Raw genomic sequence first — 25,552 nt, 5'->3', positions numbered from 1 at the left:
ACGTCATTTGACACCGTGCATCAACTTGTTGATCAACGGTGCAATCAGGAACAACAACACACCCGAGCCGAGCAGGGCCCAGAAACCGAAAGTGTAGCCCTTCAGCGCCGAGTCCACGGTCATCCCGGTTTCGCCGCTGACGCCTGCAGCGAAGATGCCGGACAGGTTGTTGCCGATCGCGGTGGACAGGAACCAGCCGCCCATCGCGAAGCCCACCACCTTGGTCGGCGCCAGCTTGGTGGTCATCGACAGGCCGATCGGCGACAGGCACAGCTCGCCCACGGTCTGGATCACGTAGACCATGAACAGGGTCCAGAACGGGATCTTGCCGGCGCCGTCGACCAGCGAGGACAAGGCGTACATCAGCAGCGCGAAGGCCAGGCCGTTAAAGATCAGGCCCAGACCGAACTTGCGCGGGATCGACGGGTTGGACGACTTCAGCGCCACCCACAGCCACACGAACACCGGCCCCAACACCAGGATCGCCAGCGTGTTGACCGACTGGAACCAGCCGACCGGGAATATCCAGCCGCCCAGGTCGCGCTCGACGATGTTCTGCGCGAGGAAATTGAACGAACTGCCGGCCTGCTCGAAGAACATGAAGAACATCACGTTGAACACGAACACGATCAGCATCGCGATCGAACGGTCGCGCGGCACGCGGCCCTCGCGGATGCCTTCGACCAGGATCAGCGCGCACAGCGCCACGAACAGCGCGGTGAGGATCCAGCCGAGGATGCCGGCATCGATCAGCAGCAGGCCGTAGGCCACCGGGATCACCACCAGCGTCGCCAGCAGCACCCCGATCGTGCGGCCCATGCCCTCGCCGCCGGCCGGCGGCCGACCGACTGCGCCGAGTTGGTGGCGGCCGATCCAGAACCACACCAGGCTGATCAGCATGCCGATGCCGGAGGCGATGAACACGTACTTGTAAGCCGGCATCGCTTCGCTGCCGAACAGCTTGTCGGCCAGCAGGCCGGTGAGAATCGGCGCGACTAAACCGCCGGCATTGATGCCCATGTAGAAGATGGTGAAGCCCGAATCGCGGCGCGGATCGTTGAGCGGATACAGCTTGCCGACCATGGTGGACACGTTCGGCTTGAACAGGCCGTTGCCGGCGATGATCGTGGCCAGGCCGATCTTGAACACCTCTTGGTTCGGCATCGCGATCAGGAACAGGCCCACCGACATGACCACCGCGCCGATCAGCAGCGAGCGCTGGTAGCCGATCAGCCGGTCGGCGACGAAGCCGCCGAACAGCGCCGAAGCGTAGACCAGCGCCAGGTAGGCGCCGTACAGCCGGTTGGCCGGGGCCTCGCCGGCGCCGGAGCCCTGGAAGAACTCGGCCACGATGTACAGGGTCAGCGCCCAGCGAATCCCGTAAAACGCGAAGCGCTCCCAGAATTCTGTCATGAACAACAGCCACAATGGCCGCGGATGGCCCAGCAGGGTCTTGAATTCGGGCGGTTGCGCTGGCGGCTGCGGCGGTGAGGCTGGGGGGTGCGACGCGACGTCGTCAACGCTCATGCGGTGTTCCCTTGCGTATTCAGTATGGGCTGGGGCGATTCCCGGCCAGGCCGGGCAACGGGCGAGCATCACCGACAGTTGGCGCTGGCGTCAAATTGGGTCGGGACTGGGGACCCGGGACTCGTAGACGTCCCTCGACCTGAGCACACCGTTTGAAAGCGGCACCCAAGCGCGTACTAAGACGGCTGCGGCGCGCCACCGGGTCCCGGGTCCCGAGTCCCGAGTCCCGGCACAAGGTCGCGCCCGTCCGGCAACCCCACCGAGGTGCGCACCTCGAACAACTCCGGAAAGAAAGTCAGCGCCAGCGCCTGCTGCAGGAAGCCCACGCCGCTGGAGCCGCCGGTGCCGCGCTTGAAGCCGATCACCCGCATCACCGTGCGCATGTGGCGGAAGCGCCACAGCTGGAACTGGGTCTCCAGGTCCACCAGGTCCTCGCATAGCGCATATTCGCGCCAGTAGCGGTCGGTGTTCTCGTAGATGCGCTCGAACACCGGCCGCAGCAGCGGATCGCTGACGTGCGGCTGGCGCCAGTCGCGCGCCCGGTACTGCGCGGGAATCGCATGCCCGAAGCGGGTCAGGTAACGCAGGAATTCCTCGTACAGGCTGGGCGCTTCCAGCACCGCCTGCAGCGCCGCCTGGCCGTGCGGGTCGTGGCCGAACACGCGCAGCATCTGTGCGTTCTTGTTGCCGAGCAGGAACTCGATGGTGCGGTACTGCAGCGACTGGAAGCCCGAGGCCGGGCCGAGCACGTCGCGGAAGCCCATGTATTCGGACGGGGTCAGCGTCTCCAGCACCGACCACTGCTCGGTGAGCTGGCGCAGCACCTGCTTGCTGCGCGCCAGCACCTTGCGGCATTGCCAGACCTCGTCGCGTTGCAGGTGCATGATCGCCGCGCGCAGCTCGTGCGCCAGCAGCTTCAGCCACAGCTCGGAGGTCTGGTGCTGGATGATGAACAGCATCTCGTCGTGGTGCGGCGGATCGGACAGCGGTTGCTGCGCGGACAGCAGCTGGTCCAGCCGCAGATAGCCGCCGTAACTCAGGCGCCCTTCCAGGTCGGTGTGGATGCCGGCTTCGAGCGGGCGCTGGTTCTGTTCGACGGGCATGGGCAGGGACGGCGATCCGGGGCCGGCAAGGGTACCGCAGCGACGCGTGTCACATCCCGGTCAGCGGCGCACGGCAAACTCGGGCAGAATCGAGCCGGCGCTTCGGGGAGCGCCGTTGGTCATCGCCGTTACCTGCTTCTTCCAGGATTGGGGAGAGTCTTCGTCATGCGAACCATGCTGCTTCGTGCTGCAGCGTTGTCGTGCGCGCTTGCCTGTGCCGGGACCGGCCAGGCCCAGGTCGTCATCAGCCAGGTCTATGGCGGCGGCGGCAACAGCGGCGCCACCTACAAGAGCGATTTCGTCGAACTGCACCACAACGGCAACCAGGCGGTGAGCCTGGCCGGCTGGTCGCTGCAGTACGCCTCGGCCGCCGGCAGCAGCTGGCAGCAGCTGGCAGGTCACCACGCTGGCCGGCAGCATCGCCGCCGCCGGCTACTACCTGGTCAAGCAGGCCGACGGCAGCGGCGGCAGTGCCGCGCTGCCGGCGCCGGACGCCACCGGCACCACCGCGATGAGCGGCACCGCCGGCAAGCTCGCGCTCAGCAACGCGACGACCGCGCTGAGCGGCGCCTGCCCCGCCGGCAATGTCGATTTCGTCGGCTACGGCAGCAGCGCCAGCTGCGCCGAAGGCACCGCGCCGAGCGCCGCGCCGAGCAACACCCTGGCGGTGCTGCGCGGCAGCGGCGGCGGCAGCGACAGCGACAACAACAACGCCGACTTCGCCACCGCCGCGCCGACACCGCGCAACAGCGCCGCGACCGCCAACCTGTGCGGCGGCGGCAACCAGCCGGTGGCTAGCGTGGCCAACCTCAGCCGGGGCGAAGGCGACAGCGGCAGCAGCGCATTCGTGTTCACCATCGCTCTGAGCCAGCCTGCCGGCAGCGGCGGGGTCAGCTTCAGCGTCGCCACCCGCGACGGCAGCGCCAGCGCCGGCAGCGACTACCAGGCCCTGGCCGCGACCGATGTGAGCATCGCCGCCGGCGAGAGCAGCGCGCAGGTCAGCGTGCTGGTCAACGGCGACACCGCCAACGAACCCGACGAAACCTTCTCCCTCGACATCAGCGGCATCAGCGGCGCGCTGCCGGCCGCGCTGACCGCCAGCGCGGTGATCCTCAACGACGACTTCAACCTGGTGCCGATCCACAGCATCCAGGGCAGCGGCGCGCATTCGCCGCTGGTCGGGCAGATCGTCGCCACCAGCGGTATCGTCACCGCGCGGCGCAGCGCCGGCTTCTTCCTGCAGGCGCCCGACGCCCAGGCCGATGCCGATCCGCAGACCTCCGAAGGCATCTACGTCTACACCGGCAGCGCGCCGCCGGCCGAGGCCGCGGTGGGCAATGCGGTGCGGGTGCAGGCCACCGTGCTCGAATACGTGCCGAGCGCCGACCCGACCCAGCCGCCGCTGACCGCACTGGGCACACCGACCGTGCTGCTGCAGTCAACGGGCAACCCGCTGCCGGCCGCGGTGACGCTGACCACCCGCTTCCCCGACCCGAACGGCGCCTACGACCAGCTCGAGCGCCTGGAAGGCATGCGCGTCAACGTGCCCAGCCTGACCGTCAATGCACCCACCGGCGGCAGCGTCAACGAAACCAACGCCACCGCCAGCAGCAACGGCGTGTTCCATGCGGTGGTCACCGGCCTGCCGCGCGCCTGGCGCAGCGCCAGCGTGCAGCAGCCCGACCCGCTGCCGGCCGGCTCACCGGCCGACGTGCCGCGCTGGAACACCAACCCGCAGGTGATCGCAGTGGGCAGCGCCGGCCTCGGCGGCGAGCGCATCGACGTGGCCGGCGGCTGCGTGGTGCTCGGCGTCAGCGGCCCGCTGGACTACAGCTTCCGCCGCTACACGATCTAACCGGAAACCGCGCCCAGCGTGCAGTGCAACGGCGCCGACCAGCCCAAGCCTGCGCCCGCGCCGCAGGCCGACGACGTCAACGTCGCCACCTACAACATGGAGCGCTTCTTCGACGACCAGAACGACCCGGCGATCGGCGAACCGATGCTGACCGCGGCCGCCTACCAGGGCCGGCTCAACAAGGCATCGCTGGCGATCCGCAACTACCTCAACACGCCCGACATCCTGGGCACGGTGGAAGTGGAAAGCCTGAGCGTGCTGCAGACCCTGGCCGCGCGCGTCAACGCCGATGCGCTCGCCGCCGGCCAGCCCGATCCGCAGTACGTGGCCTATCTGCAGGAAGGTAACGACGTGGGCGGCATCGACGTCGGCTTCCTGGTCAAGACCGCGGCGGTCGGCGCCGGCATCGCCCGCGTGGAAGTGCGCTCTGTCAGCCAGCAAGGCAAGGCCACCACCTGGACCGAGCCGGCCGGAGGCAGCAGCCTGCTCAACGACCGCCCGCCGCTGCTGCTGAAGGCGATCGTGCATTTCGCCGACGGCCGCACGCTGCCGCTAACCATGGTCGAGGTGCACCAGCGTTCGCTCAACGGTGCCGAGACCGACGACGCCAGCGGCCTGCGCATCCGCGCCAAGCGCCAGGCGCAGGCGGTATTCCTGGCCGACCTGCTGCAGGCGCGGCAAGTGGCCGATCCCGGCGAGCAGCTGCTGGTAATGGGCGACTTCAACGCCTTCGAGTTCAACGACGGCTACGTCGATGCGATGGGCACGGTGACCGGCCTGCCCTCGGCCGACGCGCAGACCGTGGTCGATGGCGACGGCGCGGATCTGGTCACGCCGGATCTGTACAACCTGACCCTGCTGTCCACGCCGGACCAAAGCTACGCCTACGCCTACGCCTACGACGGCAACGTGCAGTCGCTGGACCACATCCTGGCCAACCGCGCGCTGATGAACTCGGCGCAGGTCGCGACGCTGAGCGAGAGCCATGCGCGGCTCAACGCCGACTTCCCGGCCACCGCGCGCAACGACGCCAACTCGCCGGCGCGGCTGTCCGACCACGAGCCGGCGGTAGTGCTGCTCACGCTCAAGCTGCTGCAGCGCGCCGACCTGAGCGTGACCGCGAATGCGGCCAATGCCGCGGTCTACGCCGGCGACACCATCCGCTACAGCGTCGCGCTCGGCAACGCCGGCCCGAATGCGGCCCGCTTCGCCGCGGTCGCCTTCGCCCTGGACGCGGCGGTGACCCCGCCCGTGACCGCCGCTCCGGGCTGGGACTTCGCCGCGCCGGACGTGGCCGCGCAGACCGTGGTGACCTGCACCACGGCGCACTTCGCCGCCGGTGCGGCGCAGCGCTTCGAGGTCGCGGTGCCGGCCGGCGCCGAACTGATCGGGCGCACGCTGACCCTGGCCGCCTCGGTCGCCTCGCAGACCAAGGACCCGAATGGCGGCAACAATGGCGCCAACGCCGAAGTGGCGGTGCAGGCCGCGCCTGCCGGCAACCTGGCGCTGCGCATCGACGGCCCGGCGACGCTGCCGCTGACCGCGTTCAGCGCCAACTACCGCCTCGCCCTGGTCAACCATGGCAATGCGCCGGTCAAGCGCGCCAGCCTGAGCGTCAGCGGCAACACACTGTCGGTGCTGCCGCTACTGCTTCCGCCGCGCGGCTGGCAGTGCGTGCGCCAGACCCACGGCCTGCGCAGCGCGCAGTACAAGTGCAGCACCCGCGCCGATCTGGCACCGGGCGCCAGCACCGCGTTCACCCTGACCACCGCGACCCGCCCGCTACCGGCCGACCGCAGCATCGTGATCGAAGCCAGCGCCAACTCGGCCTCGGCCGATGCCGACCCATCCGACGACACCGCACGCTTCAGCACCCGCATCGGCCGCTGAGCGCAACTGTCTTCGGGCAGAACAAGGGCGCGGCCACAAAGCCGCGCCTTTTCTTTTGCCGTCGCTCCAGAAGCAGCAGTAGCCCTTGAAGCCTCCGCTATCGAAGCCCCTCTCCCCTCGGGAGAGGGATTGGGGTGAGGGTCCGCCTTAAAGCGAGCCGAGCACCGCAGCGGTGAGCGGCCGAAGAGGCGCCCTTGTTTGAGCGAAGCGAGTTTGGGCGCCGTGCCGCTCGCCGCGAGGAGCGCAGGGGACCGGTGCGGCTGTATCGCACCGGCTCGTGTCGGGCGGGAGCGGTTTTGGTTACTTTTGCCAAGACAAAAGTGACTCGCGCCGGCAGGCGCGAAAGCTCTTCTCTTGCTCAAGCAATTGCATTTGCGCAATCGCCCGAACACCACGGCAGCCCGCCATCACGCCCAGCCCCACGCGTCCATCGCTGGACATCCACACACGCTGCACGACCACCCACCGCAACGCAGCAATCGCCCATGTGAACGCCAGCAATGCGCACAGCCAACCCACCGCGCGTTTTTGCTGCAATCCAGCAAGATCCCGTGCTGCGGTGCAGGACAGCTTTTGTGCACGCCGTCCTTAACATGGCGGTCATATCATTTGAAACTTGTTGTCGAGAGTGCCGCTGTCATGACCATCGCCGCCCAGTTCGAAATCCAGTACCTGCAGTACCTCGACGCGGACGGCCAGCCGGCTCGCGGCGCTCTCCCGGCCGACTCGGCCAACCCGCAGACCCTGCTGTCGCTATTCAAGCAGATGCTCTACGTGCGCACCTTCGACAGCAAGGCGGTCGCCCTGCAGCGCACCGGCAAACTCGGCACCTACGCCTCGTGCCTGGGCCACGAGGCCACCCACATCGGCATCGGCGCGGCGATGCGCAGCGGCGACGTGCTGGCGCCCAGCTACCGCGAGTACGGCGTCATGTTCATGCGCGGCGTGCGCCCGCGCGAGGTGCTGCTGTACTGGGGCGGCGACGAACGCGGCAGCGACTTCCTGCGCGATTCCGACGCGGCCCGCGATTTCCCGATCTGCGTACCGATCTCCACCCAATGCCTGCATGCCGCCGGCGCCGCGCTGGCGTTCAAACTGCGCAACGAAGGCCATGTCGCGGTCGCCACCTGCGGCGACGGCGGCTCCTCCAAGACCGATTTCTATGCCGCACTCAATTCCGCCGGCGCCTACCAGCTGCCGTTGATCCTGTGCGTGATCAACAACGGCTGGGCGATCTCGGTGCCGCGCGCGGCGCAGACCGGCGCGCAGACCCTGGCGCAGAAGGGCCTGGCCGGCGGCCTGCACTGCCTGCAGGTGGACGGCAACGACCTGATCGCGGTGCTGGAAGCGATGCGCCAGGCACGCGAGCGCGCGCTGTGTGGCCAGGGCGCCATGGTCATCGAATTCATGACCTACCGCCTGTCCGACCACACCACCGCCGACGACGCGCGCCGCTACCGCGACGCCGACGAGGTCAAGCACGCCTGGGAGCGCGAGCCGCTGACCCGCCTGCGCACCTGGCTGACCGCGCAGGGCCTGTGGAACGAGGCCGAGGAAGCGGCGTGGAAGCAGGAATGCGCGCGCCTGGTCGACATCGAGGTCGATGCCTACCTGGCCACCCCGGTGCAGCCGGTGGAAGCGATGTTCGATTATCTGTATGCCGATCCGCCGCCGGACCTGCTCGCACAGCGCGCCGACGCCATCGCCCTGGAGCAGCGCCATGGATGAGTTCAGCCCTCGTCTCGCCGACACGGCCGCCGCACACGCGGCCGGCACCGCCCACAGCGCGGCCACAGCGCGCGGAGACAGCCCCATGACCAGCCCCCCCATTACCCTGATCGAAGCCGTCACCCAGGCCCTGGCCTGGGAACTGCAGCACGACCCGTCGGTGCTGGTGCTGGGCGAGGACGTGGGCGTCAACGGCGGCGTGTTCCGCGCCACTGCCGGCCTGCAGCAGCGCTTCGGCACGCAGCGCGTGCTGGACACGCCGCTGGACGAAACCACCATCGCCGGCCTCAGCGTCGGCCTGGCCGCGCAGGGCATGAAGCCGGTAGCCGAGGCGCAGTTCGACGGCTTCGTCTATCCGATGGTCGATCAGCTGATCTGCCACGCCGCGCGCCTGCGCAACCGCACCCGCGGCCGCTTGCATTGCCCGATGGTGCTGCGCGTGCCGTGGGGCGGCGGCATCCGCGCACCGGAGCACCACAGCGAGGCCAACGAGGCCATCTTCACCAACGTGCCGGGCCTGCGCGTGGTACTGCCGTCCTCGCCGCAGCGCGCCTACGGCCTGCTGCTGGCGGCGATTCGCGAGCCGGATCCGGTGATCTACATGGAGCCCAAGCGCATCTACCGCCAGTACAAGGAAGTGGTCGCCGACGACGGCGAGGCGCTGCCGCTGGACGTGTGCTTCGTGCTGCGCGAGGGCAGCGACGTGACCCTGGTCGCCTGGGGCGCACAGGTCAAGGAAGCATTGGAAGCGGCCGACACACTGGCCGCCGACGGCATCAGCGCCGAGGTCATCGACGTGGCCACGCTGCGCCCGCTGGACTTCGACACCATCGCCGAATCGGTGGCGCGCACCGGCCGTTGCGTGATCGTGCAGGAGGCACCGCGCAGCGCCGGCTTCGGCGCCGAGATCGCCGCGCGCCTGGCCGAGCAGTCGATGTACGACCTGGTCGCGCCGGTGCAGCGCGTGACCGGCTACGACACCCACATTCCCTTGTTCCGGCTGGAGATGAAATACCTGCCGAGCGTGGACAAGATCGTCGCGGCGGCCAAGCGTGCCGTCGCCGCAGGCTGACATGCGGGCGCGCCTGCTCAGCGACTACCGCGCCGCCTACCCGCACCCGATCCGCTTCGCCGCCGGCGAGCGCGTGCTGCTGGGCGTGCGCGACGAGGAATGGCCTGCGTTCGTCTGGACCACGACCGCGGCCGGCAACGCCGGCTGGGCGCCACTGGCCTGGCTGCGCGCCACCGGCGACGGCCGCGCCGAAGCGCTGCGCGACTACGACGCGCGCGAACTGGATGCCGTGCAGGGCGACACCGTGACCCTGCATCACGAATACGGCGACTGGTGGTGGGCCGAGCGCGCCGATGGCGTGCAGGGCTGGCTGCCGGCGCGCGACCTGGAACTGCTGGAAGAGACCACATGAGCCAAACCAAGAACTTCAACCTGCCCGACCTGGGCGAGGGCCTGCCCGACGCCACCATCGTCGAATGGTTCGTCAAGGAAGGCGACACCATCCAGCTCGACGAGCCGCTGGTGTCGATGGAAACCGCCAAGGCGGTAGTCGAAGTACCCTCGCCCGTCTCGGGCAAGGTGCTGAAACTGGCCGGCGCGCCGGGTGACATCATCGTCACCGGCAGCATGCTGGCGCAGTTCGCGCCCGACGCCAGCATGCCGCAGCGTGCCGAAGGCCAGGACACCGGCCACCACCACGGCGGCGCGGCGCCGGCCAGCTCCGGCAAGGGCGCCGGTGCCGATGCGCCGGGCGACAACGACCGCGTGATCGCCTCCGACACCGGCGGCGAACTGCGCGATGCCGACGCGGCGCCGGGCGATGGCGCACGCAACGACGCCGGCACCGTGGTCGGTGCGATGCAGAGCTCCAACGCCGTACACAGCGAGCGCACGGTCTCGGTCGGCGGGGTCCGCGCGATGCCGGCGGTGCGCGCGCTGGCAAAGAAACTGGGCGTGGACCTGACCCGGGTACGCGCCAGCGGCGGCGACGGCGCAGTGACCCTGACCGACGTGAAGCAGGCTGCCGCCGACGGTTCGGCCGTTGTAGGAGCGGCTCAGGGTGGCCTCGGGCCATCAGCCGCGACCGCACCGCCGCCGCAGGTCGCGGCTGAAGCCGCTCCTGCAAAAACTGCAGCATCCTCACGCACGCCACTGTCCGCCACCGGCAAGCCCATGCGCACGCAACCGCCCGGCCCCGCCGCGCACGGCCAGCCGGAGCCGCTCAAGGGCGTGCGCCGCAACATGGCGCGGGTGATGGCGCAGGCGCAACGCGAGGTGGTGTTGACCACGCTCAACGACGATGCCGACCTGCACGCCTGGGCACCCGGCAACGACATGACCGCGCGGCTGGTGCGCGCGATCGTCGCCGCCTGCCACGCGGTGCCGGCGCTCAATGCCTGGTTCGACGGCGAGGCGCTGACCCGCACCCTGCACGCGCACGTGGATATCGGCATCGCCGTGGACACCGACGATGGCCTGTTCGTGCCGGCGCTGCGCAACGCCGACATGCTCGATGCGCGCGGCATCCGCGAGGGCGTCAACCGCCTGCGCCAGCAGGTGGAGGCGCGCAGCATCGCCGCCACGGAACTGAGCGGCTACACCATCTCGCTGTCCAACTTCGGCATGTTCGCCGGCCGCTACGCCACCCCGATCGTGGTGCCGCCGTGCGTGGCGATCGTCGCCGCCGGCCGCGCCCGCCACCAACTGGTGCCAGTGCTGGGCGGCGTGGAAACGCACAAGCTGCTGCCGCTGTCGCTGAGCTTCGACCATCGCGCCTGCACCGGCGGCGAGGCGGCGCGCTTCCTGCGCGCGATGCTCGATGAGCTGGCATTGGCCGGCTGAACTGCGCGCCGCCGCCTAACACTACGGCGGCGGCGTGGCGATCCATTAGTTGCGCTCGTCGACGCTCTGGATGACCTGCAGCGCCACCTCGGTCACGCCCCTGGCCTTCTGCAGTTGCACCAGCGCCGCATGCGCTGCCTCGACCGAGCCGTAGCGGATCGCCGCGCTGCCATCCATCGCCGAGGCATAGACCGTGGTGCCGCCGGTCCTTCGCGCCAGCGCGTCGGCCACCGCCGGGGTGGTGCCGAACAACTTGAGCTTGGGCGCGACCAGCACGGTCTGCGCGGTCAGTTCGTTGATCGCCGCGACCAGGCGTTCGTCCGGCGCGGACGGATCCGGCGGCGCATGCGCCGCGTCGCGGGCCTCGCGCCCCAGCACGATCGCATACGGGCCGACCCGTGCCGCAACGCGGTCCCCGGCATCGGCCGGATGCGGCCCGCGCAGGCGTTGTTCGGCGTGCAGGCGCACCACCGCACCGGGAATCAGGCGATAGGTGGAATGTCCGTAGCTGAAGCGCGCGCCGGTCGCCGCCTGCCGTAACGCGCCGATATCCGCCACCTGCGCCGAAAGCGACGGCGGGACCAGCACCACCGCGACCAGCGCCATGCCGAGCACGCGGTATGCGGTGGGATGGCGCACGCGCTGCCGTACGGCCAGCACGGGCGCACACCGCCAGCATCCGCGCATCGCCGCAGCGAGCGCAGCCGACATCGGCCACAGTGGCGAACCGCGCATACGGTTGCGATTCCAAAAGGAGGAGGGAGACTCGGCGGGCAACAACAGCGCACCGAGGCGACAGCTATATAGCAATCCGCTCTGCGCGGCGGCAATCGGCAATGTCCGCAACGGTGACTTGCCGCGCGTTTTGGATCGCCCACGTCTACGATTAACTCCATGTATCTCGCGCAGGCATCGCCGGCGCTTTTCTACAGCCCAGAAAAGTATCGCAATCAAACGCCCGCATTGTGCGTAATCCAGCGTAAAACATGCGGTTTTTTGCCATCTTCGCCAATGCCGAATCGTGGCTTGCGTGTGTCGACTGTCGACTCCCCGTAAAATTGATCCATCCATAACTAGAGGTCTCCGGGCACACTAGCCACCGAGGAGACCAACGATGCGCAAGAGCAAATTCACCGAGAGCCAGATCGTCGCCACGCTGAAGCAGGTTGAGGGCGGCCGCCATGTCAAGGATGTGCGCCGTGAGCTGGTATTTCCGACGCGACGTACTCCGTCTGGAAGTCCAAGTACGGCGGCATGGAGGCTGCTGACGTGCAGCGCCTTCGCGACCTGGAGACCGAGCACAGCAAGCTCAAACGCATGTACGCCGAGCTCGCCATGGAAAACCATGCACTCAAGGATGTCATCGCAAAAAAGCTGTAGACCCGGCGCACAAACGCCCGCTTCTTGCCTGGCTCATCGAGCAGCATGGCTGGAGCGAGCGCCGTGCCTGTACGGTCGTTGGCGTGGCTCGCTCGACAGCGCTATCGGCGTCGTCCCGACCGGGATGAGGAGGTCGTTGCGCTGTTGTCCGAATTGGCCGAGCGCTTCCCCGAGCGTGGTTTTGGAAAGCTCTTTCAGATCATCCGCCGTCGCGGACATGTGTGGAATCACAAAAGGGTGTGGCGCGTGTATTGCCTGATGTAGCTCAATCACCGGCGTCGCAGCAGGCGCCGGGTCCGGACCCGTCACCCACAACCGCTGACATGCGGAGCACGCCCCAATGCTGGATGGTCGATCGACTTTATGTCCGATGCGCTGTGGGATGGTCGACGTTTCCGCGCGTTCACTGTCATCGACGACTTCAGCCGGGAAGCCTTGGCGATCGAAGTGGACTTGAATCTTCCGGCCGCCCGCGTCATCCGCACCTTGGAGCGCATCGCAGCCTGGCGCGGCTATCCCGCCAAACTTCGCTTGGACAATGGCCCGGAGTTTGTCGCTTTAGCCTTGGCTGAGTGGGCCGAGCGCAAAGGCATCGCCTTGGACTTCATCGAGCCGGGACGGCCGATGCAAAACGGTTTCATCGAACGCTTCAACGGCAGCTACCGGCGCGGCGTGCTGGACATGCATCTCTTCCGCACGCTGAGCGAGGTTCGCGAACAGACCGAACACTGGCTGGCCGACTACAACCACCAGATCCCGCACGACAGCCTGGGCGGGCTAACGCCCGCCGAGTTCCGTGATCAACATCAACCGCAGACCTCTCGTTTTGGCTGGCACTGAATTGCGGGGAGTCGACAGAGGTGGACTTGGAGGTGGGTTAACTACGACTGGTGGAAAATCAGTGGATGGCTCACTTGGATCGACATCCGCAGCGGCCGCTGCACCTGCTACTAGGAACAGCTCTTCGTTCGTCAGCTCTCTCACCACTGCGCTCCATGCAATACTTGGATTAGAAAATCACTATTTCGTTTTCTTTTCTTTTTAAACAGCAATCTCAATTACCCCCCAGTAAAATAAATAATACCCCCGTGTGAAGCGGCGTCACACGGAGATAGGGATAGCGAATTCAAATCAGGTCAAGACAATGATAGCTCTGTCCGCCCTTATTTTTGGCATGCTTCCGTCATTTCTCTAAAGTTACTTTTTCAAAAGTAGCATCTGGTGCGTATTCATGCGCCCACCTCAGGACTGATATCTCTGCATCTAGGTTCTTATTAATCCTCGGCACGAACAACGTGAAGGTAGGATCTTTTGAGCAGGAGGCGCCCGACTTTTTAGTGTCGGCCCTGCAACTAAAGTGTATGAGTCCAGCGGCTTCGACCGTGTTATCGCTCCTAATCGCAACCGCACCTTTCTCGATGCAGCTTTTGTATCGGCAGCCTGCTATCAATGTTAAGCCATTCCCAGCGTCGCCGTCTTTGTTTGGCGGACCACTCAGAGCTTCTCCAAACTGCTGAACCAGGGGCTTTCCGGGAACAATATAGTCACCCGCTGACTGGCCAAAGTAAGTCGACAAGACACCAGCATTAATTTTTGCCGACGAAGCCGTGGCCGCAATGCTTACCAATAACGCCAAGATCATTAGCGTGATCAATACAATTCTCTTATTATTCTTCATCTAGCACCTCACATTATAAGTCAAGGACTCTCCTGATTAGCCCTGACCCTCAGCCATGAAAATTGCTTGCTGCACGCAGAACCGGCTCTGGGCAAGGCTTGCAACGCATCATGGAAGTTGCGAGTCGCGGCAGCATCTCGCGCAAGCGGAATCGGCGGTTAAAACGATAGGCGGCTTCGGCCAGGTAGCGCCTTGCGTATTTGCTCTGCGCGATGGCGTGATACACGCCGCTGATTGCGCGTTTGAGGTTGCCCAGCACGACGTTGACCCAGCGCGCGCCAGGCGCTTCAGTCGCCGCCCGCCCTCCGCCGGTGTCCAGTGTCGTATGCGCGTGCCCGGCGTCTTCCAGCCGACGGAAGCAGGCCAGTCCATCGGTGTAGACCTCGCACTCCGGCGCCAGGCGACGCGCGGTCCAATCCTGCAGCGAGGCGTTGTCGAAACTGCGCACCGGCTCGATCACCGCAAAACTCGGCGCAGCGAAGGTGGCATCGGTCTGCACGGCAATCAGGAACGGCTGTTTGTTCTCCGATCCGCGTCCGGCTTTGCCGCCGTTGCGCTCCCCGCCCAGGTAAGCATCGTCGATCTGCACGAACCCGCTGAGTGTGCGCGTGGCCTCGCGCTCGGCCATGGCCTGCATGATCTTGTGCTTCATCCGCCAGGCGGTCTTGTAGTTGACGCCCAGATGGCGCATCAACTCCAGCGCCGCCAGATTGGTCTTGGTTGCCGTCAACAGGTGCAAGGCCAGCATCCAGGTGCGCAGCGGCAGCTTGGTTCCTTCGAACATCGTGCCGGCCATCAAGGTGGTTTGATGGTGGCAGGCGCAGCACTGGTAGTAGATCGCCGCGCCGCGCTTGAAACGCGACCGAGTCCGTCCGGCACAGGACGGACAACGGAAACCCTGCGGCCAACGTCACTTGTACAAAGTACGATAACACTTGGCCTCGGTGCCGTACCATGCGATGAACTGGGACATCGACAATCCAGGCTGGAACTGCACGGCATTGATGCTCATCACGCCACCTCGTCGGCTTTCAGGTGGCGCCAGCCTCTACCCAGCATGGCGCAGATCCTGCGACTATTGGCTGAGGGTCAGGGCTAATCAGGAGGACTCTAAACCTGACCGCTACTCAGGGCTGGGGTACGTCGACTAGAGGCTACCCGCAAAGCCATTAAATTTTCATTTGCATTCTGTGGATATAGCGTCTGACAGTTGTTCGAGGCCACGCCTCTGCTAGGACGTCTCAGCCCATGCAGTAACCAATCATTGTTGCTATGAACGCTCGGCGTCTGCAGCATTACTCGTCTATGCATAAAGCTGTAGCGAGTCTGCGCGTCCAAACAGACTTGGTTGCGCATGGCAAGGCGCCTGCGCACGTCGCTGCCACGCACGATCGGCTCTGCACCGAGCCCAGCACGACGCCAAGTTTTCCGTACGCCGCGCCGCCTTGCCTGCGAGCGGCGGCTGCGGCGACCGTTTCCCACACGACGCCAGGGCATGCCGCAGCTGTCCGCCGCCCCTGACCAACTGACCGACCATCTCTCGATCGGCGACAATCGACACTCACAGGCGCGCACGCCTCGCATAGACGTCCAGCTGCGGGTAGGCTGCGCGGCTACGTCCGTCGCGGAGCATCGCGGCGGCATTGGTTTCGCCGCCCTACCTTCCGGACCTCGCTGCATGCCATTCGCCACGCTGGGCCTCGCCCCCGAGCTGCTGCCCGCGTTTTCCCGCGCGCTCGACGCTGCCGGCTACACCGCGCCCACGCCGATCCAGGCGCAGGCGGTCGCGCCGATCCTGCGCGGCGACGACCTGCTGGCCTGCGCCGCGACCGGCTCGGGCAAGACCGCCGCGTTCGCGCTGCCGCTGCTGCAGCAGGCGGCGCTGCTGCCGCCTGGCCGCCGCGTGCACGGCCTGGTGCTGGTGCCGACCCGCGAATTGGCCACGCAGGTTGGCGACACTCTGCAGGCACTGGGACGCTACCTACCGCGCCGCATCAAGGTGGCCGCGGTCGCCGGCGGCGCCTCGATCAATCCGCAGATGCTGAAGCTGCGCGGCGGTGCCGACATCGTCGTGGCCACGCCGGGTCGCCTGCTCGACCTGGCCGCACACAACGCACTCGACCTGGGCGCAGTGCGCACGCTGGTGCTGGACGAGGCCGACCGCCTGCTGGCGCTGGGCTTCGAAGCCGAACTGGGCCGGATCCTGGCGCTGCTGCCGCGGCGCCGGCAGACACTGCTGTTCTCGGCCACCTTCCCGGCCGCGGTGGAAGGGCTGGCGCAACGCCTGCTGCGCGGACCGCGGCGCATCGGCGAAGACGCCGCCGCCGCGGTCCCGGCGACGATCCGCCAGCGTGCGATCGAAGTGGACAGCACGCAGCGCACCGCGCTGCTGCGGCACCTGCTGCGCAGCGAGGCCTGGCCGCAGGCGCTGGTGTTCGTGGCCAGCCAGCGCGGCGCCGACAACCTGGCCGAGAAACTGCACAAGGCCGGCGTGTCGGCGCAGCCGTTCCACGGCGAACTGAGCCAGGGCCGCCGCAACCAGGCGCTGGCCGGCTTCAGGAGCGGCCAGCTGCAGGTGCTGGTCGCCACCGACGTGGCCGCGCGCGGGCTGGACATCGCGCAACTGCCGGTGGTGGTCAACTACGACCTGCCGCGCGCCACCGCCGACTACACCCACCGCATCGGCCGCACCGGGCGCGCCGGCGCCGACGGCCTGGCGGTGAGCTTCGTCGATGCGACCAGCGCCACGCACCTGCGCCTGATCGAAAAGCGCCAGCAGCTGCGCGTGCCGCGCGAGCGCATCGCCGGTTTCGAACCGGCTTCGGCGGCCGTGACCGCCGCCGAAGCGGCGCCGCAGGCGGGAGGCATCAAGGGCAAGCGCCCGAGCAAGAAGGACAAGCTGCGCGCGGCGAGTGCGACGGGCGCTGGCGGGCTGCCTGCGAAGGATTGACCGCGTTCGCGGCCATGGCGAGAGATGCCCGCGCTATTGCGCAGCGCGGCGGTCGCCAGCGATCCGATGCATTGCGTGCGCCGATCCTGTCGGTCGCGGCTGAAGCCGCTCCTACAGGGAGGGCAGCACGCTCTTGTAGGAGCGGCTTCAGCCGCGACCGCAGCCGCAACGTCCCCGCCTCGATCATCGCGGCCGATGGCCCGCAGGCCACCCGGATCCGCTCCCGCAGGCAGATGCGCGAACCGCCCTCAATCGTCGAACGGATCGGCCACGGCGGCATCGCCCTGCGGCCGCGGCGTGCGCTTGCCCGGCTTGCTACGGATTTCCACGTAGAACTGGGTGCCGCCCGTGGCGACCAGCGCGTCGATCGAACGCAGCAGCTCGGCCGGCGGCACCACCGCGGCGTTGGCCTCTTCGGCGCCGAACAGCGTGTCGAAATCCCAGTAGTCGGCACCGGCCGGCAAGGTCTTGCGGCGTTCGCGGCGGATGTACTTGCGGATGTCGTGCTTGCTGGCGTCGAGCAGGCGGTCGGGGTGCTTGCCTTCGATACGGAGCTGGTAGGTCTTCTTCACTGCGGGGAGGATCCTGGAAAGAGGGAACGCGGTGGCCGGGCACGCGCGGCCGCGGCCGCTGGCGGCACAGGCCGTCGCGCTGGCCGCCTGCGTGCGCGGCGGGCCGCCATGGTGCCAGAACACGGCCCCGCACTGCGGTTTGACCAATCGTCGGTGCGCGGCGCCACCGCAGCGGCGCCTGCGCCTGTTCCGGACGCTGCGACGCAGCAAAGGTCGCGGTTCCACCGCTGCGCCGGGTAGCGGTAGCAGCGATGATCAACGCCCGCAGCGCGGCCTGCTCGAACCTCAAGACCCCTGCCGCACAAGGCGCCACGGGTGCCGCGGAGCACGCACTGCGGGCGACATTGCCCACTCATCCTGAACAAAGAAAAACAAGAAAGATCTAATTCGAAAAATAACGAACATGAAACGAGCGTGGCGACGATATGCTCCGGCCACAGGGGTTGCATTCGCATTCATCCAGTCCAGCGCAGCGCGATGGGCAACCGGGAGGCCATGTGTTCCATCCATGCACAGCCGCCGTCCGCCGTACCGCTTCCCGCTGCCGGGTCAGCGGCGCGGGCCGCAGCGCCTGTTTCGCTCCGCACCTTGCACACGCCGCCACCGCCACCTGCCCCCAAGCGCCGGCAACCGCCACGCCGGCGTCCTTTCCATGACCGGCCGCGCCCCCATGCCGGCCCCGTACCAAGCGAGTCGCCCATGAAAAAGACCCGATGCATCGCCCTGGCGGCGCTGTCGGCAGCGCTGTGCTGCGCGCAGGCCGCCGCACAGGATGTCGATCCGGCCAAGACCCTGACCGGCGACTGGGGCGGCACCCGCACCCGCCTGGTCGACAGCGGCGTGGATCTGCGCCTGTCCTACACCGGCGAGTTCGCGCACAACAACGTCGGCGGCAGCCGCGACGACACCTACGCCTATGCCGACCAGTTCTTCCTGGCCGGTACCTTCGACCTGGACAAGCTGTGGGCCTGGCGTGGCGCCACCTTCAAGGTCGAAGTGGCCAACCGCAACGGCGACTCGCTCAACGACACGGCCGGCTTTCCGACCCTGCTGTCGGTGCAGGAGATCCACGGCCGCGCTCCGGTGACGCGCCTGAGCCAGTTCTCGCTGACCCAGGAACTGTTCGACAAGCGCCTCAGCATCAAGCTCGGCCGGCTCTACGCCAACGGCGATTTCTTCTCGTTCTCCTGCAAGTTCCAGAACCTGAGCGTCTGCGGCGGCCTGCCCGGCTACGTCAGCAACGGCTGGTACGTCGATCCGATCAGCCAGTACGGCGCGGTGGTCGCGTTCAAGCCCAACGACGCCTGGCGCTTCAAGCTCGGCGCCTACGACGTCAACCCGAACAACCTGGACCGCGACCAGGGCCTGAAACTGCGCACCGACGGCGACAGCCAGGGCACGCTGGTGGTGGCCGAGATCGAGTACCTGCCCACCTTCGGCGACGGCCTGCAAGGCCATTATCGCGTCGGCGGCTGGCGCAACAGCGCCGACTACCGCAACACCGTCACCGTCAGCGGCCTGCCGTCGGACGTCAGCGACGCCGCCACCACGACGATGGACAGCGAAAGCGGCTACTACGCCACCGCCGAGCAGGTGCTGTGGCGCGGACCCGGCGGCAGCACGCTGCGCCTGTTCGGCAACTGGGTGCAGGCCGACAAGGACACCGATCGCATCGACCAGATGCTGCAGCTGGGCGCGTGGCTGGATGCGCCGTTCGCCTCCCGCCCGGACGACCGCATCGGCTTTGCGGCCGGCCGTACCCGCGTCAGCGAACGCCTCGGCGATGCGCAGCGCCGCTACAACGTCGCGCTGCCGGCCGGGGCGGCGGCGGTGGGCGTGCAGGGCTACGAATATCCGCTGGAACTGAACTACCAGTACGCCATCACCCCGGCGCTGTCGCTGATGCCGAACCTGCAGTACATCCGCAACGCCAACGGGATCAAGGACAACAACGGCGTGGTCGGCGGCCTGCGCGTCAGCATGAACTTCTGATCGCCGCGCGCCGCGTCGCGTCGCATCGATGGCGACGCGGCGCGGCGCCACGCGGGCGCGGCCTGCGCGGGCGCGACGGCGCGGGACCGCAGCGGCGCTACGGTCACCTGGGCGCCACGCCGCCGACCTGGCGATCCCGATCGCAAGCTGATGCCTGCATGCGCGTCCGCCTGGCGCCTGTACCCACGACCCTCACACCCTCTGTCCCGACGGGAGAGGGGCCATGGTCCCGACTGTTCCTTCTCCCGTCGGGACCATGCCCCCCCTTCTCGGGGAAGGTGCTCCGCAGGGGCGGATGAGGGTACGGGCGCAGCCTCGCACCCCACACCCAGGCAGCCACCACGATTCCACACCGCCGCGCATGGTCGCCGCGCTGCGGCTTGTACGCCACAATAGCCGCCCATCGCGCCGCCCGGCGCCGCTGCAGCCAACCGAGGAGCCGTTCGATGTTCGTGGTGTGTGGAGAGGCCCTGTACGACATCTTCATCGACGGCTACGCCGGTACCGCGGTCGGCATGACCGCGCGCCAGGGCGGTTCGCCGTTCAACGTGGCGATCGGCCTGGCCCGCCTGGGTACGCCGTCGGCGCTGTTCACCGGGCTGTCCACCGATCCGCTCGGCCGCCAGCTGCGCAGCACCCTCGAACACGAGGGCGTGGCGCTGCAGCACTGCATCGACAAGCGCGAGGCGACCACCCTGGTGATGGTCGCGCTGGACGCGCAGCGCGTGCCCAACTATTCGTTCTACGGCACCGGCTGCGCCGACCGCGCACTGACCGCCACCGACCTGCCGGCGCTCGACGCCACGGTCGGCGGCCTGCATTTCGGCTCCTACACCCTGGTCGCCGAGACCACCGCCAGCACCTTCCAGGCCCTGGCCGAGCGCGAACGCGCGCAGCGGCTGATCTCGCTGGATCCGAACGTGCGGCCGACGGTGGAGCCGGACATGGCGGTGTGGCGCGCGCGGCTGGCGCGCTGGATCGCGCTGGCGCACGTGGTCAAGGTCAGCCAGGAGGACATCGAATTGCTATACCCGCAGCAGGATCCGTTCGCGATCGCGCGCAGCTGGCTGCAGCAGGGCCCATCGCTGGTGGTGATGACCCTGGGCAGCGACGGCGCGGTGGCCTGGCGCGGCGAGGCCGAGGCGCGCGTGGCCGGGCGCTCGGTGCAGGTGGCCGATACGGTCGGCGCCGGCGACAGCTTCCAGGCGGCGCTGCTGCACCAGTTGCCCGACCTGGCCGCGCTCGCCGCGCTGGGCCAGTCGGCAGCGGCGCTGCAGCAATTGCTGAACTTCTGCGTGGCCGCGGCGGCGATCAACTGCACCCGCGCCGGCGCCAACCCGCCCAGCCTGGACGAGGTCCGCGCCGCGCTGTAGAGCGTGCGCTCCATTCCCGAATAGGCCGCCCTGTTGTCGCGCCACCAGCCTGCGTGGCACGGTGCTGGCTGGCGGCTGCCGGCTCAAGCCCGCGCTGCGAACGCCGATATCCTGTTCCTGAGTGTCGCCATGTACGCCGCGTTTGCGGCAAGGCGGCGCGTTTACTGGGGAGGTACAGCCCACATGCCGGATCAACGCGACGAGCCACCCGCCGGCGGCCTGCGCAAGCTGCTGTCGCCGCGCCGTCGCGAACCGGCAACGCCGGCAGCCGCGACGTTGGCGCCGCATGCGCATGCGCATGCGGCGCCGGGCGACCATACCGATCCGGCCGCGGTGACCGCGGCGCTGATCCGCCTGTTCAACCACGCCCACACGCCGCTGGACCTGCTCCATGCCTTCGCCGACGGCATGGCCGGCCTGCACGGCGAACTGGGCGACATGGGCCGGCGCTTGCAATCGGCCGCCAGCAGCAGCGACTGGCCCAGCTACGGCCGCGCGCTGCGCCAGCTGATCGACAAGTACATCCGCACCATCGACGTCGGCGATCCGCTGGCCGGGCCCAGCGACACCGAACGCCTGCGCGACCTGCTGCGCCAGGCCATCGCCGGCGCGCTGGCCTCGCTGCTGCACACCCTGCCGGAACTGGCCAACGCATCGGAGGCTACCGGCGAGGCGCTGCGCCAATGGCGCCCGGGCCTGCCGCTGGAGCCGGTGGCGCAGCGCGTGCGCGAGCTGTGCCACCAGGTGTCGCTGCGCGCCAGCGATAGCCAGGAGCAGCAGACCCTGCTGCTGGGTCTGTTCGACCTGCTGCTGGAAAACGTCGGCGAACTGCTCGACGACACCAGCTGGCTGCAGGGCCAGATCGCGGTGGTGCGCGACATGATCAGCGGCCCGCTGGACCGCTATTCGATCGAGGAAGCGCGCGGCAGCTTGCGCGAGGTGATCTACAAGCAGGGCCTGCTGAAGCAGGGCATCGCCGAATCCAAGGAGGCGATGAAGGACATGATGGTGTCCTTCGTCGAGAACCTGGATGGCATGGCGATCAGCACCAGCGAATTCCACGACCGCATCGCCGACTATTCGCAGACCATCCGCGACGCGCGCAGCATCGGCGACCTCAACCGCCTGCTGCAGGAAGTGCTGCAGGACACCGGCCACGTGCAGCAGCAGGCGCTGCGCGCGCGCGACCACCTGACCGCCGCGCGCCAGGAAGTGGACGCGGCGGAGCAGCGCATCCTGCGCCTGGAACAGGAGCTGCAGGACGTCAGCGGGCTGGTGCGGGTGGACCAGCTCACCGGCAGCCTCAACCGGCGCGGGCTGGACGAGCTGTTCGCGCGCGAACTGGTGCGCACCGAGCGCAGCACCCAGCCGCTGTGCGTGGCGATGCTGGACCTGGACGATTTCCGCACGCTCAACGAGATCTACGGCCATCCCGGCGGCGACGCCGCGCTACGCCACGTGGTCGAGGTGGCGCGCACCACCTTGCGCGGCAGCGACGCGATCGCGCGCTTCGGCGGCGAGGAATTCCTGCTGCTGATGCCCGACTGCACCATCTTCGAAGCGGCCGCAGCGGTGACCCGGGTGCAGCGCGCCCTGGCCCAGCGCGCGCTGGTGCACGAGGACCAGCGCGTGTTCATCAGCTTCAGCGCCGGAGTGGCGATGCGCCGCGCCGGCGAGACCCAGGACGTGCTGGTCAAGCGCGCCGACCGTGCCATGTACGAGGCCAAGAAGGCGGGCAAGAACCGGGTGATTTCAGCGGATTGATGGCCGGGACTCGGGACTCGGGACGCGGGACGCGGGACGCGGGACGCGGGACTCGCAGAGCGTGATCCCGGCGACGGCGCAACGCAACGCGCAGTCGCAATCCATCCGCACCCACTGCGCCCGTTGTTACGCGTCCCGCGTCCCGCGTCCAGAGTCCCGAACTTTCTGGAACAGCATCACCGCCTCCAGCACCAGCGCCCCGGCGATCATGCCGACCAGCGCATTGCCCAGGTTGAGCACCACGCTGCCCCAGGCGCCCTGCGGCGCGAGGCCTTCGAGGGCGTGGTGCAGCGGGCCGATGCTGTGCACCAGGATGCCGCCGCCGACCAGGAACATCGCCGCGGTGCCGGCGATCGACAGCACCCGCATCAACCACGGCGCCAGCCACAGGATGCCGCGGCCGACCGCTGCCGCGGCGGCGCCCTTGCGGGTCAGGTACAGGCCCAGGTCGTCGAGCTTGACGATGCCGGCGACCAAGCCGTACACGCCGACCGTCATCGCCAGCGCGATCGCCACCAGCACCATGATTTGCTGGGAGAACGGCACCCCGGCGACCACACCCAGCGACAGCACGATGATCTCCGCGGACAGGATGAAATCGGTGCGGATCGCGCCCTTGACCTTGTCCTTCTCCAACGCGACCACGTCCACCTTTTCGTCGGCCAGCGCCTGCAGCGTTTGCGCATGGCGCTGCGCGTCCTCGTCCCTGGAATGCAGGAAGCGGTGCGCCAGCTTCTCCACGCCCTCGAAGCACAGGAACGCGCCGCCGATCATCATCAGCGGGGTGATCGCCCACGGCAGCCAGGCGCTGATCGCCAGCGCCGCCGGCACCAGGATCGCCTTGTTGAGCAGCGAGCCCTTGGCCACCGCCCACACCACCGGCAGCTCGCGGTCGGCGTTGACCCCGGTGACCTGCTGCGCGTTCAGCGCCAGGTCGTCGCCGAGCACGCCGGCGGTCTTCTTCGCCGCCACCTTGGTCAGGATCGACACGTCGTCGAGCAGCGAGGCGATATCGTCGAGCAGGGTGAACAGGCTGGCGCCGGCCATGCGGGGATTCCATTCGGGGGGATGAGCGCGGATTCTCGCCGATTCCGCGCGCCCGCTGCGTGAGCGGCGCGCACCGCCTCAACCGCGCATAACGCCGGCTCGGCTACCGTGCGCGGCAGACCAATGCCGCCTGCGAAGGATCTACATGGACCAGTTCCTCACCGCCCCGCGCGCGATCGTCGACGACGTGCTCGACGCCGTCGCCGCGCTGCAACCGCTGCTGCGCTCGGACCCCGCCAGCGGCACCCGCATCGTGCTGCAGGCCGCGCGCGACCCGGCGCAGGTGGCGGTGCTGTCCGGCGGCGGCGCCGGCCACGAACCGGCGCATGCCGGCTTCGTCGGCCCCGGCATGCTCAGCGGCGCCATCGCCGGCGACCTGTTCGCCTCGCCGGGGGTGGACGCGGTGCTGGCCGCGATCCGCGCCTGCGCCGACGCGCCCGGGGTGCTGTTGGTGATCAAGAACTACACCGGCGACCGGCTCAATTTCGGCCTGGCCGCCGAGCGCGCGCGCGCCGAAGGCATCGACGTGGCCAGCGTGCTGGTCGCCGACGACATCGCCCTGCCCGACGCCGCGCAGCCGCGCGGCATCGCCGGCACGGTGCTGGTGCACAAGTATGTCGGCCATCTGGCGCGCGAAGGCGTAGCCCTGGCCGAGCTGGCGCAGCGCGGCCAGGCCTTCGCCGAACGCCTGCTGTCGCTGGGCATGGCGTTGTCCAGCTGCACCGTGCCGGGCCGGCACACCGGCCGCCGCGCGCCGGAACTGGGCCTGGGCATTCACAACGAGCCGGGTACGCGCAAGGTGCAGCCGGCCTCGATCGAGGACGCGCTGGCGCTGGTACTGGATCCGCTGCTGGCGCAGGCCGATGCGCGCTACGGCGCCGACGCGCCGCTGGTGCTGCTGCTCAACGACCTGGGCGGCTGCTCCACCCAGGAACTGGGCGTGCTGACCCGGTTGGCATTGCAACGCATCGGCAGCGAGCGGATCGCCTTGATGACGCTGCCGGCCGCGCTGATGACTTCGATGGACATGCACGGCTTCTCGATCACCCTGGCGCCGGCCGACGCCGACGTGCTCGCCGCATTGCGATCGCCTGTGCAGACCGTGGGCTGGCCGGGCGTGCGCGTGCCGCACGCGCCCGTGCACTTCACCCCCGCGCTGTCGCGCAGCAATGCGTTCCGGCACGGCGTGCGCGATGCGCAGCGCGCTGCGGCGCTGGCCCGGGTCGCGCAGGCGCTGATCGCCGCGCAGGCGGAGCTGGACGCACTCGACGCGCAGACCGGCGACGGCGATGCCGGCAGCACCTTCGCCGCCGGCGCGCGCGCGCTGCAGCAGGCGCTGCAGCAAGACGCGATGGCGACCGGCGCGGCCGCGCCGTTGGCGCACGGCCTGGCGGCGACGATCGAACGCAGCATGGGCGGTTCCAGCGGCGTGCTGCTGTCGATCCTGTTCACCACCGCGGCCACCGAACTGGAGGCCGGGCATGGGTGGGTGCCGGCGCTGCAGGCCGGCGTGGCGCGGATGCAGCATTACGGCGGCGCGCAACTGGGCGACCGGACCATGCTCGACGCGCTGCTGCCGGCGTTGCACGCGCTGGCGCGCGGCGGCAGCGCCGACGACGCGGCACGCGCGGCGCGTGCCGGCGCCGATGCCACCGCGCAGCTGACCCAGGCCCGCGCCGGCCGCGCGGCCGCGGTACCGGCGGACGCGCTGCGCGGCGTGGCCGATCCGGGCGCCGACGCGGTGGCGCGTGCGTTCGCGGCGTGGCGTGGATGAACGCCGACACTGCGCCGCGGCAGACAGGCGCGGACCTGTAGCAGCGGTTTCGGCCGCGACCAACG

General features: G+C 68.5%; 19 protein-coding genes and 2 pseudogenes. 12 read left to right on the top strand and 9 right to left on the bottom strand.

Features of this window, described 5'->3' with window-relative positions; genetic code table 11:
• Window positions 1–3: 3 nt before the first annotated feature.
• From ISN38_RS11675 to ISN38_RS20945, 3 genes are all read right to left on the bottom strand, one after another.
• A complete protein-coding gene (locus ISN38_RS11675) occupies window positions 4–1,527 on the bottom strand; it encodes a peptide MFS transporter (RefSeq protein WP_058363237.1) in 1,524 nt (507 codons plus the stop codon).
• Between the two features lie 176 nt (window positions 1,528–1,703).
• Window positions 1,704–2,630, bottom strand: coding sequence for a tryptophan 2,3-dioxygenase (locus ISN38_RS11670; protein WP_047325401.1), 927 nt, complete (start codon window positions 2,628–2,630; stop codon window positions 1,704–1,706).
• Between the two features lie 60 nt (window positions 2,631–2,690).
• Window positions 2,691–3,050: a hypothetical protein gene (locus ISN38_RS20945; protein WP_484634812.1), complete on the bottom strand. Its 360-nt coding sequence runs from the start codon at window positions 3,048–3,050 to the stop codon at window positions 2,691–2,693.
• 91 nt (window positions 3,051–3,141) lie between these two features.
• Here ISN38_RS20945 and ISN38_RS20940 point away from each other — a divergent pair, with 91 nt between their 5' ends.
• Window positions 3,142–4,485: a Calx-beta domain-containing protein gene (locus ISN38_RS20940; protein ID WP_484634810.1), complete on the top strand. Its 1,344-nt coding sequence runs from the start codon at window positions 3,142–3,144 to the stop codon at window positions 4,483–4,485.
• A gap of 18 nt (window positions 4,486–4,503) precedes the next feature.
• Window positions 4,504–6,375: an endonuclease/exonuclease/phosphatase family protein gene (locus tag ISN38_RS20935; protein WP_483444607.1), complete on the top strand. Its 1,872-nt coding sequence runs from the start codon at window positions 4,504–4,506 to the stop codon at window positions 6,373–6,375.
• Between the two features lie 300 nt (window positions 6,376–6,675).
• Here ISN38_RS20935 and ISN38_RS11660 read toward each other — a convergent pair whose 3' ends face one another.
• Window positions 6,676–6,912, bottom strand: a complete 237-nt coding sequence (locus ISN38_RS11660) for a hypothetical protein (protein ID WP_139115918.1) — start codon at window positions 6,910–6,912, stop codon at window positions 6,676–6,678.
• A gap of 102 nt (window positions 6,913–7,014) precedes the next feature.
• Here ISN38_RS11660 and pdhA point away from each other — a divergent pair, with 102 nt between their 5' ends.
• Genes pdhA through ISN38_RS11640 form a run of 4 tightly spaced genes read left to right on the top strand, consistent with a single transcriptional unit; the run spans window position 7,015 to window position 10,957 of the window.
• Window positions 7,015–8,103 carry a pyruvate dehydrogenase (acetyl-transferring) E1 component subunit alpha gene (pdhA, locus tag ISN38_RS11655; RefSeq protein WP_206711819.1) on the top strand — a complete coding sequence of 363 codons (1,089 nt, stop codon included), beginning with the start codon at window positions 7,015–7,017 and terminating at the stop codon, window positions 8,101–8,103.
• Complete coding sequence (locus ISN38_RS11650) at window positions 8,096–9,175, top strand: alpha-ketoacid dehydrogenase subunit beta (protein ID WP_038239271.1); 1,080 nt, start codon at window positions 8,096–8,098, stop codon at window positions 9,173–9,175. Before pdhA ends, ISN38_RS11650 begins: the two co-directional genes overlap by 8 nt.
• Before the next feature lies 1 nt (window position 9,176).
• Window positions 9,177–9,527 carry an SH3 domain-containing protein gene (locus tag ISN38_RS11645; protein ID WP_038239268.1) on the top strand — a complete coding sequence of 117 codons (351 nt, stop codon included), beginning with the start codon at window positions 9,177–9,179 and terminating at the stop codon, window positions 9,525–9,527.
• Complete coding sequence (locus ISN38_RS11640) at window positions 9,524–10,957, top strand: dihydrolipoamide acetyltransferase family protein (protein WP_058361376.1); 1,434 nt, start codon at window positions 9,524–9,526, stop codon at window positions 10,955–10,957. The genes ISN38_RS11645 and ISN38_RS11640 overlap by 4 nt, the downstream gene beginning before the upstream one ends.
• A gap of 45 nt (window positions 10,958–11,002) precedes the next feature.
• Here ISN38_RS11640 and ISN38_RS11635 read toward each other — a convergent pair whose 3' ends face one another.
• A complete protein-coding gene (locus ISN38_RS11635; RefSeq protein ID WP_230939198.1) occupies window positions 11,003–11,617 on the bottom strand; it encodes a hypothetical protein in 615 nt (204 codons plus the stop codon).
• Between the two features lie 454 nt (window positions 11,618–12,071).
• Between ISN38_RS11635 and ISN38_RS11630 the strand changes: the two are divergent.
• Window positions 12,072–13,177, top strand: a pseudogene (locus ISN38_RS11630) (IS3 family transposase).
• Between the two features lie 343 nt (window positions 13,178–13,520).
• Here ISN38_RS11630 and ISN38_RS11625 read toward each other — a convergent pair.
• Both ISN38_RS11625 and ISN38_RS11620 read right to left on the bottom strand, forming a co-directional pair.
• Entirely contained in the window at window positions 13,521–14,015 is a 495-nt protein-coding gene (locus ISN38_RS11625) for a hypothetical protein (RefSeq protein WP_146170000.1), read from the bottom strand.
• A gap of 49 nt (window positions 14,016–14,064) precedes the next feature.
• Window positions 14,065–15,027 (bottom strand): annotated as a pseudogene (locus ISN38_RS11620) (IS1595 family transposase).
• A 666-nt stretch (window positions 15,028–15,693) separates the two neighbouring features.
• On the opposite strand from ISN38_RS11620, the gene ISN38_RS11615 reads away from it, so the two are divergent.
• Window positions 15,694–16,965 (top strand): DEAD/DEAH box helicase, encoded by a 1,272-nt coding sequence (locus ISN38_RS11615; RefSeq protein ID WP_047325406.1) that lies wholly within the window; start codon window positions 15,694–15,696, stop codon window positions 16,963–16,965.
• A 248-nt stretch (window positions 16,966–17,213) separates the two neighbouring features.
• Here ISN38_RS11615 and ISN38_RS11610 read toward each other — a convergent pair whose 3' ends face one another.
• A complete protein-coding gene (locus ISN38_RS11610; RefSeq protein WP_003473404.1) occupies window positions 17,214–17,537 on the bottom strand; it encodes a DUF6172 family protein in 324 nt (107 codons plus the stop codon).
• Window positions 17,538–18,236: 699 nt separating this feature from the next.
• Between ISN38_RS11610 and ISN38_RS11605 the strand changes: the two genes are divergently transcribed.
• From ISN38_RS11605 to ISN38_RS11595, 3 genes are all read left to right on the top strand, one after another.
• Window positions 18,237–19,529 carry a carbohydrate porin gene (locus ISN38_RS11605; RefSeq protein WP_003473402.1) on the top strand — a complete coding sequence of 431 codons (1,293 nt, stop codon included), beginning with the start codon at window positions 18,237–18,239 and terminating at the stop codon, window positions 19,527–19,529.
• Window positions 19,530–19,975: 446 nt separating this feature from the next.
• Window positions 19,976–20,902 (top strand): carbohydrate kinase family protein, encoded by a 927-nt coding sequence (locus ISN38_RS11600; protein WP_047325407.1) that lies wholly within the window; start codon window positions 19,976–19,978, stop codon window positions 20,900–20,902.
• 183 nt (window positions 20,903–21,085) lie between these two features.
• On the top strand, window positions 21,086–22,666 hold the full coding sequence (locus tag ISN38_RS11595; RefSeq protein WP_068873534.1) for a GGDEF domain-containing protein: 1,581 nt from the start codon (window positions 21,086–21,088) through the stop codon (window positions 22,664–22,666).
• Between the two features lie 126 nt (window positions 22,667–22,792).
• Here the strand turns inward: ISN38_RS11595 and ISN38_RS11590 are convergent, their stop codons facing one another.
• A complete protein-coding gene (locus ISN38_RS11590; RefSeq protein ID WP_068873535.1) occupies window positions 22,793–23,713 on the bottom strand; it encodes a DUF808 domain-containing protein in 921 nt (306 codons plus the stop codon).
• 145 nt (window positions 23,714–23,858) lie between these two features.
• On the opposite strand from ISN38_RS11590, the gene ISN38_RS11585 reads away from it, so the two are divergent.
• Window positions 23,859–25,487 (top strand): dihydroxyacetone kinase subunit DhaK, encoded by a 1,629-nt coding sequence (locus ISN38_RS11585; protein WP_047325409.1) that lies wholly within the window; start codon window positions 23,859–23,861, stop codon window positions 25,485–25,487.
• Window positions 25,488–25,552: the final 65 nt, after the last annotated feature.

It is taken from the genome of Xanthomonas translucens pv. undulosa (assembly GCF_017301775.1).
Classification (GTDB): Bacteria; Pseudomonadota; Gammaproteobacteria; order Xanthomonadales; family Xanthomonadaceae; genus Xanthomonas_A; species Xanthomonas_A translucens.
Note: the sequence above shows the minus strand (reverse complement) of the source record. Positions and strands in the feature narration are given on the sequence as shown.

Coding starts and splice junctions, on each gene's coding strand:
- ISN38_RS11675 (WP_058363237.1), bottom strand. CDS start 1,527: ATGAGCGTTGACGACGTCGCGTCGCACCCCCCAGCCTCACCGCCGCAG.
- ISN38_RS11670 (WP_047325401.1), bottom strand. CDS start 2,630: ATGCCCGTCGAACAGAACCAGCGCCCGCTCGAAGCCGGCATCCACACC.
- ISN38_RS20945 (WP_484634812.1), bottom strand. CDS start 3,050: ATGCTGCCGGCCAGCGTGGTGACCTGCCAGCTGCTGCCAGCTGCTGCC.
- ISN38_RS20940 (WP_484634810.1), top strand. CDS start 3,142: ATGAGCGGCACCGCCGGCAAGCTCGCGCTCAGCAACGCGACGACCGCG.
- pdhA (WP_206711819.1), top strand. CDS start 7,015: ATGACCATCGCCGCCCAGTTCGAAATCCAGTACCTGCAGTACCTCGAC.
- ISN38_RS11650 (WP_038239271.1), top strand. CDS start 8,096: ATGGATGAGTTCAGCCCTCGTCTCGCCGACACGGCCGCCGCACACGCG.
- ISN38_RS11645 (WP_038239268.1), top strand. CDS start 9,177: ATGCGGGCGCGCCTGCTCAGCGACTACCGCGCCGCCTACCCGCACCCG.
- ISN38_RS11640 (WP_058361376.1), top strand. CDS start 9,524: ATGAGCCAAACCAAGAACTTCAACCTGCCCGACCTGGGCGAGGGCCTG.
- ISN38_RS11625 (WP_146170000.1), bottom strand. CDS start 14,015: ATGAAGAATAATAAGAGAATTGTATTGATCACGCTAATGATCTTGGCG.
- ISN38_RS11615 (WP_047325406.1), top strand. CDS start 15,694: ATGCCATTCGCCACGCTGGGCCTCGCCCCCGAGCTGCTGCCCGCGTTT.
- ISN38_RS11605 (WP_003473402.1), top strand. CDS start 18,237: ATGAAAAAGACCCGATGCATCGCCCTGGCGGCGCTGTCGGCAGCGCTG.
- ISN38_RS11600 (WP_047325407.1), top strand. CDS start 19,976: ATGTTCGTGGTGTGTGGAGAGGCCCTGTACGACATCTTCATCGACGGC.
- ISN38_RS11595 (WP_068873534.1), top strand. CDS start 21,086: ATGCCGGATCAACGCGACGAGCCACCCGCCGGCGGCCTGCGCAAGCTG.
- ISN38_RS11590 (WP_068873535.1), bottom strand. CDS start 23,713: ATGGCCGGCGCCAGCCTGTTCACCCTGCTCGACGATATCGCCTCGCTG.
- ISN38_RS11585 (WP_047325409.1), top strand. CDS start 23,859: ATGGACCAGTTCCTCACCGCCCCGCGCGCGATCGTCGACGACGTGCTC.